16 protein-coding genes are annotated in these 19896 nt (G+C 63.3%); 7 read left to right on the top strand and 9 right to left on the bottom strand.

The genetic code is table 11. The features are described 5' to 3' along the window. The first annotated feature begins 68 nt into the window (after positions 1-68). The 6 genes from ACTIGC_RS00760 (at position 69) to ACTIGC_RS00785 (ending at position 7753) form a co-directional block, all read left to right on the top strand. Complete coding sequence (locus ACTIGC_RS00760) at positions 69-1838, top strand: hypothetical protein (protein ID WP_439632591.1); 1770 nt, start codon at positions 69-71, stop codon at positions 1836-1838. Positions 1839-1994: 156 nt separating this feature from the next. Next, a complete protein-coding gene (gene rpmI / locus ACTIGC_RS00765) occupies positions 1995-2198 on the top strand; it encodes a 50S ribosomal protein L35 (RefSeq protein WP_127565111.1) in 204 nt (67 codons plus the stop codon). Positions 2199-2242: 44 nt separating this feature from the next. Continuing rightward, positions 2243-2602, top strand: a complete 360-nt coding sequence (rplT, locus tag ACTIGC_RS00770) for a 50S ribosomal protein L20 (RefSeq protein WP_127565112.1) — start codon at positions 2243-2245, stop codon at positions 2600-2602. Positions 2603-2761: 159 nt separating this feature from the next. Beyond that, a complete protein-coding gene (gene pheS, locus ACTIGC_RS00775) occupies positions 2762-3844 on the top strand; it encodes a phenylalanine--tRNA ligase subunit alpha (RefSeq protein ID WP_439632592.1) in 1083 nt (360 codons plus the stop codon). Positions 3845-3856: 12 nt separating this feature from the next. Beyond that, positions 3857-6415: a phenylalanine--tRNA ligase subunit beta gene (locus ACTIGC_RS00780; RefSeq protein WP_439632593.1), complete on the top strand. Its 2559-nt coding sequence runs from the start codon at positions 3857-3859 to the stop codon at positions 6413-6415. Further along, entirely contained in the window at positions 6416-7753 is a 1338-nt protein-coding gene (locus ACTIGC_RS00785; protein WP_439632594.1) for an MFS transporter, read from the top strand. Here ACTIGC_RS00785 and ACTIGC_RS00790 read toward each other — a convergent pair. Both ACTIGC_RS00790 and ACTIGC_RS00795 read right to left on the bottom strand, forming a co-directional pair. After that, positions 7750-8397, bottom strand: coding sequence for a DUF1134 domain-containing protein (locus ACTIGC_RS00790; RefSeq protein WP_439632926.1), 648 nt, complete (start codon positions 8395-8397; stop codon positions 7750-7752). The genes ACTIGC_RS00785 and ACTIGC_RS00790 overlap by 4 nt on opposite strands. A 155-nt stretch (positions 8398-8552) precedes the next feature. Next, positions 8553-9014, bottom strand: coding sequence for a BLUF domain-containing protein (locus ACTIGC_RS00795; RefSeq protein ID WP_439632595.1), 462 nt, complete (start codon positions 9012-9014; stop codon positions 8553-8555). Positions 9015-9173: 159 nt separating this feature from the next. On the opposite strand from ACTIGC_RS00795, the gene lepA reads away from it, so the two are divergent. Next, entirely contained in the window at positions 9174-10982 is a 1809-nt protein-coding gene (lepA, locus tag ACTIGC_RS00800) for a translation elongation factor 4 (protein WP_439632596.1), read from the top strand. Here the strand turns inward: lepA and ACTIGC_RS00805 are convergent. The 7 genes from ACTIGC_RS00805 to ACTIGC_RS00835 form a co-directional block, all read right to left on the bottom strand. Then, the gene (locus ACTIGC_RS00805) at positions 10979-11395 is read right to left on the bottom strand and encodes a very short patch repair endonuclease (protein WP_439632597.1); all 417 of its coding nucleotides are present in this window, start codon (positions 11393-11395) and stop codon (positions 10979-10981) included. The genes lepA and ACTIGC_RS00805 overlap by 4 nt on opposite strands. Continuing rightward, positions 11388-12251 carry a NaeI family type II restriction endonuclease gene (locus tag ACTIGC_RS00810; protein ID WP_439632598.1) on the bottom strand — a complete coding sequence of 288 codons (864 nt, stop codon included), beginning with the start codon at positions 12249-12251 and terminating at the stop codon, positions 11388-11390. Before ACTIGC_RS00810 ends, ACTIGC_RS00805 begins: the two co-directional genes overlap by 8 nt. A 55-nt stretch (positions 12252-12306) precedes the next feature. Beyond that, entirely contained in the window at positions 12307-13269 is a 963-nt protein-coding gene (locus ACTIGC_RS00815; RefSeq protein WP_439632599.1) for a DNA cytosine methyltransferase, read from the bottom strand. Between the two features lie 173 nt (positions 13270-13442). Continuing rightward, on the bottom strand, positions 13443-14117 hold the full coding sequence (locus tag ACTIGC_RS00820) for a copper chaperone PCu(A)C (protein ID WP_439632600.1): 675 nt from the start codon (positions 14115-14117) through the stop codon (positions 13443-13445). Positions 14118-14304: 187 nt separating this feature from the next. Beyond that, positions 14305-15342, bottom strand: a complete 1038-nt coding sequence (gene trpS / locus ACTIGC_RS00825) for a tryptophan--tRNA ligase (RefSeq protein ID WP_439632601.1) — start codon at positions 15340-15342, stop codon at positions 14305-14307. Positions 15343-15445: 103 nt separating this feature from the next. Continuing rightward, entirely contained in the window at positions 15446-17047 is a 1602-nt protein-coding gene (gene murJ / locus ACTIGC_RS00830) for a murein biosynthesis integral membrane protein MurJ (RefSeq protein ID WP_439632602.1), read from the bottom strand. Between the two features lie 4 nt (positions 17048-17051). Next, positions 17052-19874, bottom strand: a complete 2823-nt coding sequence (locus ACTIGC_RS00835; protein WP_439632603.1) for a [protein-PII] uridylyltransferase — start codon at positions 19872-19874, stop codon at positions 17052-17054. Between the last annotated feature and the right edge of the window lie 22 nt (positions 19875-19896).

Raw genomic sequence — 19896 nt, forward strand, 5'->3', positions numbered from 1 at the left:
CAGACCGTTTGCGCCTAGTCTCCGGCGCGAGACGGGTGCCGATGGTATCCAGACAAAGGGGGTTTTCCATGAAACATCTTGTATCCTTGGGTGCCTTGGCGGCGCTCGCCGCGGTTCCGGCCGCCTGGTCACAGACACCGGCAGCCGCCAGCGAAGGGCGCCATGGTGCGGTGACGCTCTCGGCTGGCTTTCCCGACGATCCGCGCACCTTTGCCGTTCAGGCTGGCGGGGCCATGCGCGCTTCGCGTCTGGGTAGTTCGGACTGTGTGGGCTTCATCACCGAAGATCCCACCTTCGTTCTGACCTATGAGGATGCAGGCGATGTGTTCGATCTCATGATATCGGCCGCGTCCGAGGCCGATACGGCTCTGGCGGTCCGTACGCCTGGCGGGGAGGTTCTGTGCGACGATGATGGCGGCGCCAGCGGTTTCAATCCCGGCGTCACGGTAGAAAGCCCGGCAAGCGGCCGCTACGAGATCTGGCTGGCCACTTTCTCCGCCGGAATCGGCTACCCCGAAGCGGCCCTCCACATCTCCGAACTGGCCTATTCCGATGCCAACCCGTTTGCCCGCACGGTGAACGCAGACGCCCCGGCCGGAACCACACTCTCGTTGAGGGCCGGCTTCCGCAACGATCCGGCAAGCATCGAAATTGCGCAAGGCGGCGATGTCCGCCTCGGCCCGCTCGGCACACGCTGCGTCGGTTTCGGATCGGAGGCGCCCAGCGCCCGCCTGACCTACCGGGCTGGCCGCTACCAGCTCTATATCTCCACCGAAAGTGACCGGGACGGCACTATCGCCGTGCTGGCCCCTGATGGCAGCTGGCATTGCGACGATGACAGCGCAGGCAATCTCGATCCGGGCGTCACCTTCTCCGAGCCGCAATCAGGTGATTATCTGATCTGGGCCGGCACGTTCAGCCAGATCGGTGGGCAGACCGCGACCTTGCATGTGTCGGAGATTGGTTATGCGGGAGTGGACAACTCCGTCGATGTCGCGGCGCGCCCGCTCCACGGCCAGACCCGTCTGCGCAGCGGATTCTCGCCCAACCCGTTCTCTGCCGATGTGCAGGCAGGCGGCCCGGTCGATTCAACGCTGGCGCTGGCCGGCCACACCACGGTTGAGGGCTATTGCTATGGCCAGGTGACCCGTGCGCCGTCCTTCCGCCTGACATGGAGCGGCCAGGACGGCCCGCTTTATATCTCCACGGACAGCGACACCGACACCCTGCTTCTGGTCAATGCGCCTGACGGCGGCTGGTGGTGCGATGATGACAGCGCTGGCAACCTCAATGCGGGCCTGGTGATCGATAATGCCCCGGCCGGGGTCTACGACATCTATGTCGGGTCGTTTGACACCGAACCGGCGCCTTCGCGCCTTTTCATCTCGCAGACGGGGTTTGGCCCGGAGGCGATCTCCATGCGCGCTGACCCGTCGCTGGAGCCGCGTTTTGGTGCCTTCACGCTGGACCCGGCCAGCAGCTCTGTGCCCTACGAGCAGGAGCTTGAAGCAGGTGGCCCGCTGCGCGCCTATCAGGCCGGCTTCACCTCGACCGATTTCTGCGTCGGCCATGTCAGCCGGGAGCCGAGCCTTGTCATCAACTGGGCGCCGGATGAGGCTACGGCATTTGCTGTCTATCTTGATGCCGAGCGCGACACCACGATCGCCGTACAACTGCCCGACGGCAGCTGGCGCTGTGATGATGACGGCTCGGTCGGTCTGAACGCCGGTCTCAGCCTGAACGGCGCGCCCGGCCTGTACCGCATTTATGCGGGCACGTACGGGTCTGAGCCGGCCCCGGCCCGCCTGCACATCACCACAGGTGAATTGCCGCGCTGATTGTGTAGCCGGAAGGCGCGAGACGCTTGCGTTTCGCGCCTTCTTGCGTATAACCACGCGCTCTTTAGTCCGGTCAGTCAGGCCCACGACATGCCTGCTGGCCGTTTGCCGGCTCGCCGCGCCTTGAGTGCCCGGCACCCATATCAGGAGACCGAAATGTCGAAGATGAAGACCAAGAGCGGCGCCAAGAAGCGCTTCAAGGTGACCGGGACCGGCAAAGTGCTGGCTGCCCAGTCCGGCAAACGTCACGGCATGATCAAGCGGACGCCCAAGCAGATCCGCCAGAAGCGCGGCACCGACACTCTGGCGGCGCCTGACGCGAAGATCGTGAAGCAACACTACCTGCCCTACAGCCGCTAACGCGCTGGCCGGTACGTATATCCAACGTTTGAAGGACTGATATCATGGCTCGCGTTTCCTCAGGACCCGCTACCCACGCCCGTCACCGCAAGGTGATCAAGGCCGCCAAAGGCTATTATGGCCGCCGCAAGAACACGTTCCGCGCCGCCAATCAGGCAGTGGAGAAGGCCGGCCAGTACGCTTACCGCGACCGCCGCGTCAAGAAGCGTAATTTCCGTTCGCTCTGGATCCAGCGCATCAACGCCGCTGCCCGTCTGAACGACCTCACCTATGCCACGTTTATGAACGGGCTCAAGAAGGCCGGTATCGAGCTCGACCGCAAGGTGCTCTCCGATATCGCCATTCGTGAGCCCGAAGCCTTTACCGCCCTGGCTGACCAGGCGCGTTCGGCTCTCAAGGCGTAAGTGGCAGGTCCGGGCTGGTAACCAGCCCCTTTACGGATCACAAAAGCCCGCCTGCGAGCTCCGCAGGCGGGCTTTTTGCTGTTCGCCCCACACCAGAGTTTGAACCAGACGGCGAAAACGGCTCTAACCGGCCCTTCTGACACGAGACGGAATATGGCGATGACGACGAATGATGATCTGGGGGCGCTCGAGGCGCGCTACATGGCCGCGATTCACGCGGCCGGCGACATGCCAGCGCTGGAAGAGGTGCGTGTGGCCGCGCTCGGCAAGAAGGGCGATGTCAGCCTGAAAATGCGCGATCTGGGCTCCATGAGCCCGGAGGAGCGCAAGGTCTTCGGCCCGGCGCTCAACGGCCTGAAAGACCGTCTGACCAGCGCCATTGAGGCGAAGAAATCCGCGCTGGAAGCCGATGCGCTGAACGCGGCTTTGGCTTCAGAGCGCGTCGATATCACCCTGCCTGCCGCGCGTGCGCCCAAGGGCTCGCTGCACCCGGTGAGCCAGGTGATGGAAGAGCTGGCGGTCATCTTCGCAGATATGGGCTTTGCCGTCGCCGAAGGCCCGGACGTGGAGGATGATTTTCATAACTTCACCGCGCTGAACTTCCCGGCGGACCACCCTGCGCGCGACACCCACGACACCTTCTTCATGGAGAAGGGTGAGGACGGGACAGCAAAGCTCCTGCGCACACACACCTCGCCGGTGCAGATCCGCACGTTGATGAATAGCGAGCCGCCGGTGCGCATTATCGCGCCGGGCCGGGTCTATCGCTGTGACTGGGACCAGACGCATACGCCCATGTTCCATCAGGTCGAGGGCCTTGTGATCGACAAGGATACCCATATGGGTCACCTCAAAGGGTGCCTGATCGACTTCATCGCGGCCTTTTTCGAGACCGATGAGGTGGAGGTGCGCTTCCGCCCCCACCACTTCCCCTTCACCGAGCCGAGCGCGGAGATGGATGTGCGCTATGAGCGCGTGGGCGATGCGGTAAAGGTCGGCTCCGGCGATAAATGGCTGGAAATCCTCGGCTGCGGCATGGTCCATCCCAACGTCATCAAGGCGTGCGGGCTGGACCCGGATGTCTATCAGGGCTTCGCCTTCGGCATGGGCGTCGACCGGCTCGCCATGCTGAAATACGGGATGAGCGATCTGCGCCCCTTCTTCGAGCCGGACCCGCGCTGGCTTTCCCATTACGGATTCTCGCCGCTATTGCAGGCGAACCTCGCGACCGGACTGAGCTAGGAGACAAGACCGATGAAATTCACCCTCTCCTGGCTCAAGGAACATCTTGAGACCGATAAATCGCTGACCGACATCGCCGATGCGATGACGATGGCGGGTCTCGAGATAGAGCATATCGACAATCCGGCCGACAGGCTGGCTGCGTTCACGGTCGCCCATGTGAAGGACGCGGTGCCGCACCCCGATGCGGACAAGCTGCGCGTCTGCACGGTGGAAACGGTCGATGGCGTCAAGCAGATCGTCTGCGGCGCGCCCAATGCCCGCGCAGGCATGACGGCCATCTATGCGCCGCTGGGCGCGTATATTCCCGGCCTCGACTTCGCGCTCGATGCCAAGCCGCGCAAGATCCGGGGCGTGGAAAGCCATGGCATGCTCTGCTCCACCAAGGAGCTGGAAGCGGGCGAAGACCATGACGGCATCGCCGACCTCAAAGGCGACTGGCCCGTTGGCACCCCGGCTGCCGAGGCCTTGGGCTTCAATGATCCCGTCATCGATTTTGAAGTCACCCCGAACCGGCCTGACTGGCTGGGCGTGCACGGCATTGCGCGTGATCTTGCCGCTGCCGGTGTCGGCACGTTCAAGGACGCCGAAATTGCGCCGGTGAAGGGCTCATTCCCCTGCCCGGTCACAATCGAGACTGCCTGGCCGGAAGCCTGCCCCGTCTTTGCGGGCCGGGTGGTCAAGGGCGTCAAGAATGGTCCGTCCCCGGAATGGCTGCAAAAGCGCCTTAAAAGCATTGGCCTGCGGCCTATCAATACGCTCGTCGATATCACCAATCTGATCTCGGTGGAGCGCGCCCGTCCGCTGCATGTCTATGATCTCTCAAGGATTGGAACGACCATTCGTGCGGTTCGCGGATCTGCAACGCAGCATCTTGAATCGACGTCTGCGTTACACGTCACAGCAGATGGAGATGTGCAAGCGGAGGGGATCACCCGTCTCAAGGAACGTCTGGCTCGTGCACGACCGTCATCGAGTGATAAGTCTGAGGCAGAAATAATTGACCGTTATCATGAGTTCGCGCGTCTCAATCGTGGCTTCGTGCCCCTTCACGACCCACACGTGGTTTATCCCTCGGAAAATCAATGCGTAATTGAGGACGAACACCGAGTTCTCGGCCTTGGTGGCATTATGGGCGGCGAGTATTCCGGCTGCTCCGGCACTACCACGGACGTTTTCATTGAGAGCGCCTGGTTTGAGCCGTCCATCATCCGCACGACCGGTCGTGAGACGGGTATTGTCTCGGATGCGCGCTATCGCTTCGAGCGCGGCGTGGATACCGGTTCGGTCCTCCCCGGTCTGGAGCTTGCCACCCGCCTGATCCTTGATCTGTGCGGCGGCGAGGCGTCGGACGTCTATGTCGCTGGCGAAGTGCCTGCCGATCCGGCTTCGATTGCCTTCGATCCGGTGCGCGTGGGCCGCCTCACCGGGCTCGATATCTCCCATGACCGCATCGCCAATATCCTGACCGCTCTGGGCTTTGGCGTGGACCGGACAGGGCCGGTCTGGACGGTTGCTGTACCGAGCTGGCGGCGAGACTGTACGCAAGGCGCGGACCTGATCGAGGAAGTCGCCCGCATCGAGGGCTATGACCGCCTGCCCGCCACCAGCCTGAAGCGTCCTGCCGGGCGGTTTGAAGCGCCTGCAACGCCGATGCAGAACCGGGTGCGGGCCGCGCGCCGGGCTGCGGCCAACAGAGGCTATCAGGAGGCCGTTACCTGGTCTTTCTGCCGCGAGGATCAGGCCGCGCTCTTTGGCGGACACGGGGCAGGGCTGAAGCTTGCCAACCCGATCTCGTCAGAGCTCGACGTGATGCGTCCGAGCGCACTGGTGCATCTCCTGCTGTCCTTGCAAAAAAGCCTCGACAAGGGGCTGGCCGATCCGCGCTTCTTTGAAGCGGGGCCGATCTATCTGGATGACAGCCCCATCGGACAACGAACGGTCGTTTCAGTGGTGCGCGCCGCCAGTGCGGGCCGTGACTGGAAGGGCGCTGCCCAGCCGGACGTGTTTGACGCCAAGGCCGATGCGCTTGCCATTCTTGAAGCGGCAGGCGCGCCGGTTGCCAATCTTCAGGCAGCACCCGAGGCGCGCTCCTGGTGGCATCCCGGCCGGTCGGGCGTCTTACGTCTGGGCCCGAAAAATATCCTCGCGGAGTTCGGCGAGATCCATCCCGGCGTCCTCAAAACCCTCGGCGTGGAGGGGCGGGTGCTGGCCGCTGAAGTCTTCCTTGATGCCATCCCGGCCTCGAAAGCCAAGGGGCTGAAATCGCGCCCTGCCTTGCAGGTTTCCGATCTGATGGCCGTGCGGCGCGACTTTGCGTTCCTCACGCCGGACAGCGTGCCTGCAGGCGATCTTCTGCGGGCGCTTGCCGGGGCTGACAAGCAGCTTGTCTCGGACGTGGCGCTCTTTGACCGCTATGCGGGCAAGGGCGTGCCGGAGGGCCATGTCTCGCTGGCGGTGGAGGTTACCCTCCAGCCCGCAGACAAGACCCTCACCGATGCCGAGATCGATGCGGTGTCAAAGCGCATCATCGCAGCCGCCGAGAAGCAGGGCGCAAAGCTGAGAGGCTGATTGGACAAGGCAAAGGCCATCGCCGACAGGCTTGCAAAGCCCGTCTACGCCCTCCTCCACGATGAGGATGAGGGCCGCATGTGCGCCGACATCCCCGATGAGGCCTGCGCCCATCAGCCGCGCAATTTTGTGCTGTCGGCGCTGGTCCTGTCGCTGACCAAGACCGGCGACCGTCTGATGGATCCCAAGATCGTGCTCGCCTGGATGGTGAGTGCGCTTGGGGCGCCTGCGCTGATCGTCGGCCTGCTGTCGCCGGTGCGTGAGGCCTTGGCGCTCCTGCCCCAGCTTTTCATTGCGCGCATCATCCGCCAGCGTCCGCGCCGCAAATTCTTCTGGTCGCTGGGCTCTGCCGGACAGGCTCTGGCACTCGTCCTGATGGCGCTGTGCGCCCTCACCCTGCAGGGCTGGCCGCTGGGCCTTGGCGTGCTGGCAACGCTCGCCCTCTTTGCCATCAGCCGGGGCGTATCCTCGGTTGCCTACAAGGATGTTCTGGGCAAGACCGTTTCAAAAGCCCGCCGCGGCGCGGTCGCCGGTTATGGCGCCAGCCTTGGCGGCATTGCTGCCAGCGCGCTTGGCGTGTGGCTGATGGTGATGGAGGCCAATGGCGGCGAACCGGGCCCACTCTTCTTTGCCGGCTTGCTCGTTACCGCCTCCGGCCTCTGGCTGCTCGCTGCCGCGCTCTATCTGCTGCTGGCCGAGGCGCCCGGCTCCACCGACGGCGGTGTGAACGCCCTTGATGCGGTAAGCCAGCAGTTGACACTGGTCTGGCGCGAGCCGGACTTGCGCAGTTTCCTGATCGTGCGCGCGCTGTTGATCTCCACCGCGCTTGCCACACCGTTCTATGTCGCGATCGCGCAAGGCCAGACCGGCGCAGACCTGTCCGGCCTTGGCGGCTTCCTGCTCGCTGGCGCACTGGCAAGCGCTGTCGGCGGGTGGGTGTGGGGCAAGGCGGCAGACGTCTCCAGCAGGCTCGTCATGGCCGCAGCCGGCGCGCTTGCAGCTCTGGCTGCCCTGGCGGTGTTGGCCAGCCTTCTCATGGGGGCGCCATGGGCGGACTCGGCCATTTTCTATGTGGGCATAGTCTTTGTGCTTTCGCTCGCTCATGAGGGGGTGCGCCTTGGCCGGTCCACCTATCTGGTGGACCTTGCCACGGAAGAAACCCGTGCCAGCTATACCGCTGTTTCCAATACGGTCATCGGGGCGCTGCTGCTCGTGATGGGCGCCATATCGGGCGCCGCTTTCAGCTTTGGCGCCGTATATGCCCTTGCCTTCCTCGGCGCCTGCAGCCTTGTGGCTGCAGGCATGGCAGCGAGGCTGAAACCGGTCTCCGGCGTCTAGAAGGGCAGGATATTGCGGCGGCGCGAATAGGCCAGATAGCCGACATTGGCACCTGCGCGGAAACCGACACCTGAACGGATCGGGGCCAGCGTGATGTAATCGGCCCGCTGATAGTTCACGCCCATCCCGGCCACGAAATACGCCGTGCCTTCAACGCCCGGGAAGCGCTGATAGATGCGGTCAGGATGGTCGAGATTGTAGACGAGGGTGAAGACCCGGCTGGCATTACCCCCGGCGTCGAAGCCCACCGATGGCCCCTGCCAGTAAACACGCTGGGTCCCGGTCTCACCGCGCAGCACCATGTCGCCCTGACCATAGCGCAGGCCAACTCCGACCGCGCCGGAAGCCTCTTCACCGATGATATAGCCGACCGGCTCGCCCAGATCAGAGAAGATCCGCTCCACCAGAACACCGGCCGCTTCAGCGGTAACGCCGAAGAAATCCGATACAGCCTCGACGATCTCGGTGCTGTTATAGGTTTCACGCTGGGTTTGTGGCTGGGATCCCTGTTCGCCCGCAGGCCGCTCGGCCTGGGCCTGGGCGTTACCCGCCGGCGCGGTCGCACAGGCACCCATTATGACGCCGAAAGCAGCCGCGATGGCGGCAAGCCGCGCATGACGGCTGGAAACACTGGAAAGGCGCATCGTGGCAATCTCCGAAAGACAGGCAGGACCAGAAGCGGCCCCGCCACCTGTCAGCCCCTCACTCATCCATGCTGCGCCTTGGTTAAGGCGCAATTAAGGACGTGAGGCGCTAACAGGCCTGAAGGGAGAATGCGCAGGCCTTCGTGTTCGTTCCGCTATTGCGCGGGCTGGATGTCGTCGCCTGCGGGCGGGCGGACATCGAAGGCCGACATGGTGTTGAAGCTGACCAGCAGCATGTGCAGATCGGTCGGAAGCTCTTCTGGCAGATAGGCCTTGAGTGCATCTGTGGTCAGCGCGAACGCGCCCGCGCCGTGACCGGCGCCGGTACGGGCATAGGCCATGGCCCAGCCGCCAAACACCCGTTCATCAGCCTCTGCGGACAGGACACGCACGACGCCGGTGTGGCGCCGGTCCTTGCAGATGGAGGTAAATATCCGCTCCACGCTATCTGCCGGTCCTTCGAGCAGCTGCATGAAGTTGAAACCGTTGAAAACCAGAAGTCCGGTAATGCCTTCGGCCGCATTGCGGGCACGGGCAGTCTCCAGAATGGCGTCGAGATCGGTCAACATCAGGTCCGGATGGGCCGTGCTGACATAAACCAGGCGAGAAAAGCTCATGAACATCCTCTCGGAGAGGCCCCCGCCTCACCTGTCACACCCGATCCCGGCCGCAGATAAGCCTGAAATCACGACGATTTAAAGACCCTTGTCAGGCTGGCGAGCACTTGCCGCGCAATGCGCTTGGCGCAAAGCCCTTGCAGTGCTACTTCCCCGCTCATGAGCACCAATCCCGCCAATATCCGCAATTTCTCCATCGTGGCCCATATTGACCACGGAAAGTCGACGCTCGCAGACCGTCTGATCCAGATGACGGGCGGCCTTACTGCGCGTGAGATGACCGAACAGGTCCTAGACAATATGGATATCGAGAAGGAGCGCGGCATCACCATCAAGGCGCAGACCGTGCGCCTGGACTACACCGCACGCAATGGCGAGAAATACGTCCTGAACCTCATCGATACGCCGGGCCATGTGGACTTCGCCTACGAGGTCTCGCGTTCGCTCTCGGCCTGCGAAGGCGCGCTGCTGGTGGTTGACGCGGCGCAAGGCGTGGAAGCCCAGACGCTCGCCAATGTCTATGCCGCGATCGAGGTCGATCTCGAGATCGTGCCGGTGCTCAACAAGATCGATCTGCCGGCCGCCGAACCTGACCGGGTGCGCGCCCAGATAGAGGACGTGATCGGCATTGATGCCTCAGAAGCGGTGGAAATTTCCGCCAAGACGGGCCTTGGCATTGATGAAGTGCTCGAAGCGATCGTGCATCGCCTGCCGCCGCCCAAAACCGGCGATCCGAACGCGCCGCTTAAAGCCCTGCTGGTGGACAGCTGGTATGATGCCTATCTGGGCGTCATCTGCCTGGTGCGCATCCATGAGGGCACGCTGAAAAAAGGTATGCGCGTACGCCTGATGGGTACGGGCGCGAACTATAACGTGGACGGGGTGGGCGTGTTCCGGCCCACCAAGGTGAATGTGGACTCGCTGGGTCCGGGCGAGATCGGTTTCCTCAACGCCTCGATCAAGCAGGTGCGCGATGCGCGCGTGGGTGACACGGTTACCGAGGAAAAGCGCCCCACCGCGAGCATGCTGCCGGGCTTCAAGCCCGCCATCCCGGTCGTGTTCTGCGGGCTTTTCCCGGTTGATGCCAACGACTTTGAAGATCTGCGTGATGCGGTGGAGCGCCTCGCGCTTAACGATGCCTCGTTCAGCTTCGAGATGGAGACCAGCGCCGCGCTCGGCTTCGGCTTCCGTTGCGGCTTCCTGGGGCTCTTGCACCTTGAAGTGATCCGCGAGCGGCTGGAGCGCGAGTACGATGTAGACCTCATCACCACCGCCCCGTCCGTGATCTACAAGATCGCGATGACGGACGGCTCGGTGATCGATCTTCATAATCCCGCCGATATGCCCGATCCGGTGCGGATCGACACGATTTCAGAGCCGTGGATCAAGGCCACCATTCTGGTGCCGGACGAGTATCTGGGTGGCGTCCTGAAGCTGTGTGAGGACCGTCGCGGCATCCAGCGCGAGCTCACCTATGCGGGCAGCCGGGCCATGCTGGTCTATGAGCTGCCGCTCAACGAGGTGGTGTTTGATTTCTACGACCGGCTCAAAAGCGTCACCAAAGGCTATGCCAGCTTCGATTACCAGTTCATCGAGCACCGCGAAGGCGATCTGGTAAAGATGTCGATCCTCGTCAATGAGGAGCCGGTCGACGCGCTCTCGATGATCGTCCACCGCGCCCGCGCCGAAATGCGCGGCCGGGGCATGTGCGAGAAGCTCAAAGAGCTGATCCCCCGGCACATGTTCAAAATCCCGATCCAGGCGGCCATCGGAGGCCGCGTGGTGGCGCGCGAGACCCTCTCCGCCCTGCGCAAGGACGTGACGGCGAAATGCTATGGCGGCGATGCAAGCCGCAAGCGCAAGCTTCTCGACAAGCAGAAAGCCGGCAAGAAGAAGATGCGCCAGTTCGGCCGGGTCGAAATCCCGCAGGAAGCCTTCATCGCGGCCCTCAAGATGGACGGGGATTAGGGGGAGAGGAAGCGCTTCAACTTGCCTTTGAGCGCTTCTGCATCTTTGGTTTCGCATTCCCAGATAATCAGGACGGACCAGCCTTGGCCTTCAAGCTCAGCTTGGTTCCGCTGGTCGCGGGCCACATTGCGCGAGAGCTTTTCGTTCCAATAGCCCAGATTGGATTTTGGTTTCCGGGCAATCTTGCAGGCCGGGTCCTCATGCTGGTGCCAGAAACACCCATGAACGAAGATGACCTTCCGCCGCGGGCCGAAGACCAGGTCCGGTTTGCCAGGCAGACCTTTCCGGTGAAGCCGGTAGCGGTAACCCATCCCGTGCACAAGTGACCGGACGACCCGCTCGGGTTTCATGCCCTTTGAGCGGATCGCCGCCATGTTACGGCTGCGGTGTTCCGGGGAGAGTTTATCAGTCATCGGGCCGGAAGCGGAACTTCTTGGCGTGCCGCGATTTCGACTGGATCGCTTTGAGCGCTTCTTGGGACCGGGGCCGGTATGGCATCACAAAATCCTTGCCGAGGCTCAACCCCAGCAACTTCAAGAGAGGGCCGTCTTGCGATCCATTGAGGACGATGACCCCGCGCGGATGAAGGTGGTCGCGGGCGCCTTGATTAGCTCTTATCCGTTTCATGTAGTCATGTTGCCGGGCCACTGCATGTATAGTGCTGCGATGGATTGGCTGGCCAGTGAATCGCTCAAATAGCCTCACGATGCGCTCTGTTCCGCCAGGTGGCTCAAAGATGTTCTGTGCCTCTGCCTCCGTGAGAGCTTCCCAGATATTCGGTGGAAACGGCTCATTCTCTGCGATCCAGAAAATGTTTTGTTTCCCGGAGGCGCTGACACTCAGCTTCCCGTCGCGGTTTGGCCTTGCGGTGAGATTGCCGGGTGACGCTTCAAGCAGTCCGATCCAGTAGCGCGCTGCTGTCTCACTTACCCGGCAGAGAAGGCATATGTGTCCAACGGCTTCCGGTGGAATCATCCAGTTATCCCGCATCGTGAATTTCACATCCACGTCATGCGGTCCGATCCGGAAATCGAGCTGACCTCGCGGAAAATCGAGAAAATAGCGCAATGCTGCCTCGACCTTTATGCCCAGCACCGCCTTCTCGTTCGGTTCAAGCTGGTCGAGGCGCAGCCTGCGTGTACGTGGCGCGTCTATAAGCTCATCAATAGCTTGGCGGAAAAGAAACGGGAGCTCCTTGCGGAAAGCCGTTTCGCCGCCACCGGCATCAAAAATTCGTTCGCGGACGTCAACCAGAGCGTTGCTCATCATGCTCCCCTAAGCCTTTGCCTAGGGATAAAGCTGGGCCAGTCTGGTTGACTGTGCGTTAAGCCACGGTCCTCACCTGATGCACTTGCCCCGGAGCCATGAGAGCATCAGCCAGCTTCGCAGAAACCGCCCGCGCCACCGGTGGCGGGAAGGCGTTACCAACTTGTCTGTAAGCCGCTGTCTTGCGCCCGGAAAATTGCCACTCGTCAGGGAAGCCCTGAATCCGTGCGACCATACGCACGGTGAGACGAGGCATGCCGACAAAGTCAGCTTCAGGTGCTTCTTCGGCGATGGACTTTCCATTTACACCGAGTGTTGCCCAGGCATTGCGCGCGCGTGTCGGACCCAAATCAGGCCCGCCGTGCTTTTTTGATCCGCCGACAATCGTAGGGGCGATCTCGCTTGCACGTTCCCGCCAGGCCTTTGCGCCCCGCCAGCCATTCGCGGCCATGAGATCAAACAGCGTATCACCGACCGTTGGCGGGTTTAGAGCATCAGGCGCCGGCCATGCAAAACCGTCCTTGAACGCGTGCTTTACAGCCACGATGATGACGCGCGGCCGCAGTTGCGGGACGCCGAAATCAGAGGCATTCAAAAGCCGCCAGTCGCACCAATAGCCGAGCTTTTGAAGCTGCTGTTTGAGGTCGGCGCGGTAATCTTCAAACACGGCGCCAAGAAACCCCCTTACATTCTCGATCATTACGGCTCCCGGGCGCGTCTCGTCGATAATATCAAGGGCCGCCGGAAACAAATTGCGTTCGTCCAGAGCGCCTAGCTGCTTGCCTGCAATGGAGAAAGGCGGGCAAGGAAGCCCGCCTGCTACGAGGTCCACACCCTTATAGACAGACACGTCAAACTGGCGGATGTCGCCCTCAAAAACCTTCCAGTCCGGCCGGTTAAGCCGCAATGTGGCGCATGCGTCAGCGTCAATTTCCGCTACGCACTCATGGCCAAAACCGGACTGTTCCAAGCCAAGGGCCTGCCCTCCGGCCCCCGCGCACAACTCAAGCGAAGACAGCATGTTCTTAGGTGGCTTGTACAAAACTTGGCACTCCCGGCAGGACTCACGAGACTAAGCTGATTTACCGCCCCGCCAACAGAACATTATGTGAACAAAAGCCGCTTGTCACGCTTCTCAACACAAAAAACGCCGCCGGATGATCTCCGGCGGCGTTCTGCGTTCAGCTGGCGTGTCTACTCGCCTGCGTCTTCTTCCGGTGCGGGCTCGTGATAATCGCCGCCATGATGCGCGTCTTCGGATGCAGCGTCATGGTCCATGCCGGCATGCGGATCAGCGGGGGCGGCATCGGCTTCCGGCGCGACTGCGCTCAGGGGCAGGCGCACCGTGCTGCTGGCGCCGCTGGCAAATTCCAGCGTGACTTCAACTTCGCCATCAAGAGAGGCGGTATCGACGCCGAAAATCATCAGATGATCGCCGCCCGGAGCAAGGGCGACCATTTCGCCTGCCGGCAGGTCAATGGCCTCCACCTGACGCATGCGCATCACCTCGCCATCATCCTCCATCGTGTGGAGCTCCACGCGCGATGCGATGGGCGAGCTGGCGCCGACCAGCTGGTCGTCCTCTGCGCCTGCGCGCAAGGTCACATAGCCTGCGGTCACGTCGCGTCCGCCGGGCGGGGTGCGCACCCAGCCGGAGAGGAGCTCCGGTGCAACGGCGTCCGGCGCGGCGGCCAGCTCATCGCTGTCCGGGCCCGCTTCCTGCAGGGTGGGAGCGGCTTCAGGCGCAACTTCGTTGCTCGCCGGTGTTGCGGGCTCGCCGCAGGCCGCCAGGATGAGGGCGCTTGCCGACACAATGCCGGTCAGGAGATGGGGCGTGGACAGTCTGGCAAGGGGGGCGGGGGATGTCATGGGCGCTCCGTTCAGGAAAAAGGCCGGATGCGGAGCGGTTATCGGCTAGCGGCGCGGCACGGGCACTGCCGCGCGGGAGGGCATGTGAATGCTCCGCAACAGATCACGTCCCCCCGGCTGACAAGAAGTGGCCCGTGCCGGTCCGGTAAGCAAGCCCTGCAGGAAAATTTCGTAAGCCTCGCGGCGATCAGCCGCGCCAGTAACCCACCAGATCACGCGCTTCTGCGATCACCGGCTCGGCCACCGCGCGTGCCTTCTCGGCGCCGGCGGCAAGGATACGGTCAATTTCCGCGCGGTCAGACAGAAGGCGCGCATAGGTGTCTGAAATGGGGCTGAGGAACTCCACCGCCACTTCGGCGAGGCGTGGCTTGAACACGCCAAAGCCTTGTCCGCCAAACGCGTCCAGCACGGCCTGGCTCGATGTGCCGGTCAGCGCCGCATAGATACCGACAAGATTTTTCGCTTCCGGGCGCCCCTCCAGCTCCTTGGTGCTGGCGGGCAGGGCTTCCGGATCGGTCTTGGCCTTCTTGATCTTGCGGGCGATCGTGTCGGCATCGTCAGCCAGATTGATGCGGGAATTGTCGCTGGGGTCGGATTTCGACATTTTTGCCGTGCCGTCTTTCAGCGACATGATGCGCGCGCCATCAGGCATGATGACAGGTTCGGGCAGCGGAAATACCGCCTCGCCCTTGCCAAAATCGCGGTTGAAGCGCGCGGCAATATCGCGCGATAGCTCGAGATGCTGCTTCTGGTCCTCACCCACCGGCACATGGGTTGCCTTGTAGACGAGGATGTCAGCCGCCTGCAGGACCGGATAGGTGAACAGGCCGACGCTCGCGCGCTCGGCATCCTTGCCCGCCTTGTCCTTGAACTGGGTCATGCGCTCCAGCCAGCCAAGGCGGGCGACGCAGTTGAAAATCCAGGCGAGCTCTGCGTGTTCACGCACAGACGACTGGGCAAAGACCGCGCTGCGCGACGGGTCCACGCCTACGGCGAGATAGGCGGCTGCCACATTGCGCACGGCATCGGGCAGGGCAGAAGGATCGTGCGGCATGGTCATGGCGTGCATGTCCACCACGCAGTAGAAACACGGCACACCGCGCTCCTGCAGCGCCACCCAGTTTTTCAGCGCCCCCAGATAATTGCCAAGATGCAGCGCGCCGGTCGGCTGCATGCCGGACAGGATACGCTCAGGGCCTTTGTAATCGGTCGGGGTGTCGCTCATGGATCAGGTGCTCGGATGTAAGGAGGCGAAGGACCGCAGGGAAATCTGCAGAAGGCGCCGGTTTAGCGGCGCTGACGGTCAGGCTCAAGGCGCAGGCGCGGCGTTAATCGCGGCTATCGCCAGCAGGCAGGGATTTGCCGGAACGCTGTGGCTTTAGCGCCTCGGCAAATTCCGAGGGTCTGACAGCGCCAAGGGCAAGGCAGGCAATGGCGAAGAGGCCTGCGCCCGCGCCTGCCACCACAACAAGGCTGATCAGCGTGTGCAGGCTTGCGCCGAGCATGGGCGTCATGCCCGCTACAGCAGGTGGCAGTGCGCGTGCCAGAACCCATACGGCGCCCGCCATGATGATCGAGGCCAGCAGAAGGCGCGGCGCGGTACGCACCAGCCGGGCATCAATCACAAGAAGACCTCTGGCGCGCAGGGTTATGGCCAGCAGGCCTGCATTCACCCATCCGGCGAGGCTGGAGGCAATGGCAAGCCCGACAAAGCCCAGCCCGCCAAAGAACAGCGTCATCGCAAACACGAAATTTACCGCTACGGCTGCCAGCGCGAAACGCATCGGGGTTTTCGTGTCTTCACGGGCGAAAAAGCCCGGCGCCAATACCTTCACCAGCACAAAGGCAGGCAGGCCCAGCCCGGCGATTGCCAGCGCGATGGCGGTATTGGTGGTGTCCAGCGTGGTGAACTGGCCGCGCTGGTAGAGCCCCGCTGTGATCAGCTCCGGAATGGCGATGAAGGCAAAGGACGCTGGAAGGGTGAGCGCCAGCGCGATCTCGATTGAGCGGTTCATGGCAAAATGCCCGCCCTTCTCGTCGCCGGAGCGCACTCGGCGGGTAAGGTTTGGCAACAGGGCGATGCCCATCGCGATCCCGATCATCCCCAGAGGCAGCTGGTATAGCCGCTCGGCATAGTTCAGCCAGGAGCGCGCGCCTTCTTCCAGCGTGGCGATGGACGAGGTGACAACCACGTTTACCTGCATCGCGCTGGCCGCCAGCGCGCCGGGAACGCCCAGCGCAATGAGGCGCTTCACGCGCGGGGTCAGCTTTGGCGGCAGGAGACGCAAGTGCAGCTTTGCCCGCACGGCAGCCGTCCACAGGAGCGCCACCTGCAGGACGCCGGACGCCGTTACCGACAGGGCCAGCCAGATGACCAGCTCTTCTGGCGGACCAAGATCAAACAGGAGCACGCCAATCATCGCGATATTGAGCAGGACCGGCGCACCGGCTGCTGCGGCAAACCGGCCATTACTGTTCAGACCGCCCGAAATCAGCGCCGTCACCACCATGGCCAGCAGATAGGGCATCATGATCTGCAAGAGCAGGACGGCCAGTGTCATGCCGTCCGGATCGCCTATCCGGCCGGGAAAGAAGATATAGGCGAGCCAGGGCGCAAAGATCTGAAACGCGATGACCAGTGCGGTGGTGAAGGTGGCCATGAAGGACAGGGCCTCGGAGGCGAAACGGTCGGCCTCTGCCCGGTCCTTGTCCTCCAGCTCGCGCGCATAAAGCGGCACGAATGCCGCGTTGAACGCACCCTCGGCCAGCACACGGCGGAAGGTGTTGGGAATGGTCATGGCCTGAAAGAAGGTATCGGCAATCGGCCCCGCACCCAGCCGCGCAGCGGTGAGAATCTCGCGCGCCAGCCCGGCGATGCGGCTCAGCAGGGTGAGGATGCTGATAACCCCAAGATTACGCAGCAGCCGCATCGTGTCAGCGTCCTGCGCTTGCTTCGGCGCGCAGGCGCGACGGCGCCCCGCTGGCGCCTGCCTCGCCGGAACCAAGCACGGTCATCAGCGCACTGGCGAGCGCCTTTTCCTTTTCAGGATCACTTATCTTGCGTCCCTGCTCCGTCACATAGAAGACGTCGACCGCCCGTTCGCCATACCCGTCAATGCGGGCGGCCTGTATGGAACAGCCCAGATCGGTTATCGCGCGGGCCAGATCGTGCAGCAGGCCCGGCCGGTCGCGCCCCGATGCCTCGATGACCAGCGCGCCGTCAGCCGCCTGACCTTCCAGCTTCACATAAGGGCTGACGGTGAAGGCCGCCTCGCGCCGGGCCACGCGCCGGGCCGGAATCAATATCTCGCCGCCCAGACCGCCCCGTGCGGCCTTTTCCACGCTCGCCCGCAGCCGGTCGAGCGCGGACAGGTCTGACCAGCCATAAGGCTTGCCGCCCTGTTCCTGCACGTAAAACACGTCAAACGCCGCGCCCCATGTGGTGGTGGCAACCTGCGCGCCGACCACATTGGCACCGGCGAGCGCCAGCGCGCCGGCAATGTCGGCAAACAGCCCGTCCCGGTCCGGCGCCAGTATCAGCACCTCGGCGGCGGAGCGTCGCCGGTCCACCCGCACCCCGCAGGCCACCTCGCCTCCCCGGCTTTCAGCTGCGCGTACAAAAGCGGCGTGGCGCAGCCGGTCGCTTTCGGCGAAGGACAGCCAGTAGCTGTCATCCAGGCTGGCGATCCAGCGCCGGCCGAATTCCGGATCAATCCGCTCCATCTCCTTGCGGAACAGGGTGCGCGCACGGTCCGCGCGCCCATGCAGCCGGGCGCGGGCCTCTTCCTCGTCCGCGCGCTCACCGCCTGCCAGCACGGCGGCTGTGGCCTCGTAGAGATCGCGGATCAGCTGGGCTTTCCAGCCATTCCACACGCCGGGGCCAACGGCCCGTATATCCACCACGGTCAGCACGGTCAGAAGGCGCAGACGCTCCATATTCGCCACGCGTCCGGCGAAATCGAGCACGGTGCGCGGATCGGAGAGGTCGCGGCGCTGCGCGGCATCGCTCATTTCCAGGTGATTGGCGATCAGCCAGGCAACAAGCTCTGTTTCGGCTTCCTCGATGCCCAGCCGTTCACACGCGCTGCGCGCGCGCTCCGCCCCTTCAATGCACTGATCGCCATTGCCCTTGCCGGTATCGTGCAGCAGCACGGCCAGATGCAAGGCACGGCGGTGGGTGATCTCAGGGAAAATTCGGGTCGCCAGCGGGTGATCGGCCACCAGCTTGCCCTGCTCGATCTCGCGAAGGAGGCCCAGCGCATTGAGCGTATGCTCGTCCACCGTGAAGCGGTGATACATGTTGAACTGTGTACGCGCGACAATATCGCCGAACTCGGGGATATAGGCGCCCAGAAGGCCCGCCTCGGTCATCGCCCGCAAGGTGATGCGCGGATCGTCCGACTCCAGCAATATCGCAAAGAAGCTGCGCGCGGCGCGCTCATCGCGGCGCAAGCCGTCATCCACCAGCCGCAGTGAACGCGAAACCAGCGCCACCGCGTCCGGGTGCAGATCGAGATGGCGCGCAGCCGCCAGCTCGAACAGGGTCAGCATCAGAACCGGGTCTTCCTCCACCCGCGACGGGTCAGCAAAAGCAAGCCTGCCCGAACGCACCACAAAACCGGCTTCTTCAAGGGCGTTATCACCCTTCTGGATACCATCGGCAGGCATGAAGCGGCCAATGCCTGAGGGCGGGTCTTTCAGCTCATCGGCTTCCAGCTTGGCGCAGACCAGGCGGGTCAGCGCGCCGACATCAATGGCGCGCTTGAAATAGTCGCGCATGAAGTCTTCGACGCCCAGCGTATCCTCGCTGTCGGCATAGCCCATCAGCGCGGAAATCTCCGGCTGGGTATCGAAGGTCAGCCGGTCATCCTTGCGGCCATTCAGCGTATGCAGGTGGAAGCGCACCGCCCAGTAGAAGTCTTCGGCGCGCAGATAGCGCTCCACGTCCTGAACGGTGAGAAGACCGCTCGCCACCCAGCGCTCCATCGCGTCATTGCCGTAGAGCACCTGCGCCAGCCAGCGCAGGGTCTGCAGATCGCGCAAGGCGCCCTTTCCGTCCTTGATATTGGGCTCGACCGCATAGCGGCTATCGCCCTGCCGGTCGACGCGCGTATCGCGCTCGGAGAGCTTGGCCGCGATAAAGGGCGTGATGGATTCGCGGGTGCGGTGAGCGCGGTCAAATTTCAGGCGCAGCGTGCTCACCAGCCGCTCATCGCCCGACACCCAGCGCAAATCGAGAAGCGCGGTGCGCTCCGAAACGTCGTCGCCAGCCAGTGCCAGTGCCTCGTCCACGGTACGGATCGCGCCGCCGCCAATGTTGAGGCCACAATCCCACAGCACGTAGAGCATGCGCTCCACAATGGCCTCTGCCCCTTCGCGCGGCGGTGTGCCGGTGAGGAAGAGCAGATCAATATCTGATTGCGGGGCGAGCTCGCCCGCTCCCCAGCCGCCCAGCGCACATACCGCAAGCCCGGGCGCGGTGGCGCCCGCCTCGTCAAAATCGGTGGCGACGGAATCAAACAGGGCGCGGATGGCGGCATTCATCACACCGGACAGGGCGCGCGCTGCCTCCAGCCCGCCGCCCTTGCCGGCGAGCTTGCTGGCGGCATGAGCGCGACCGGCGGCAATAAACTTTTTGAGCCTGCCAATACCGGCCTGACGCGATGCCGCCGGCTCCCAGCCCTCGCGGGTGGCAGCGGCCAGCTCTGCGCGCAGGCGCAGGCCATCAAGCGAAGCGGGAAGGGCAGATAGACGCATGGGGAGCGTCTTACGCTTTTCG

The organism is Glycocaulis sp. (assembly GCF_051859565.1).
In the GTDB taxonomy this organism is placed as follows: Bacteria; Pseudomonadota; Alphaproteobacteria; order Caulobacterales; family Maricaulaceae; genus Glycocaulis.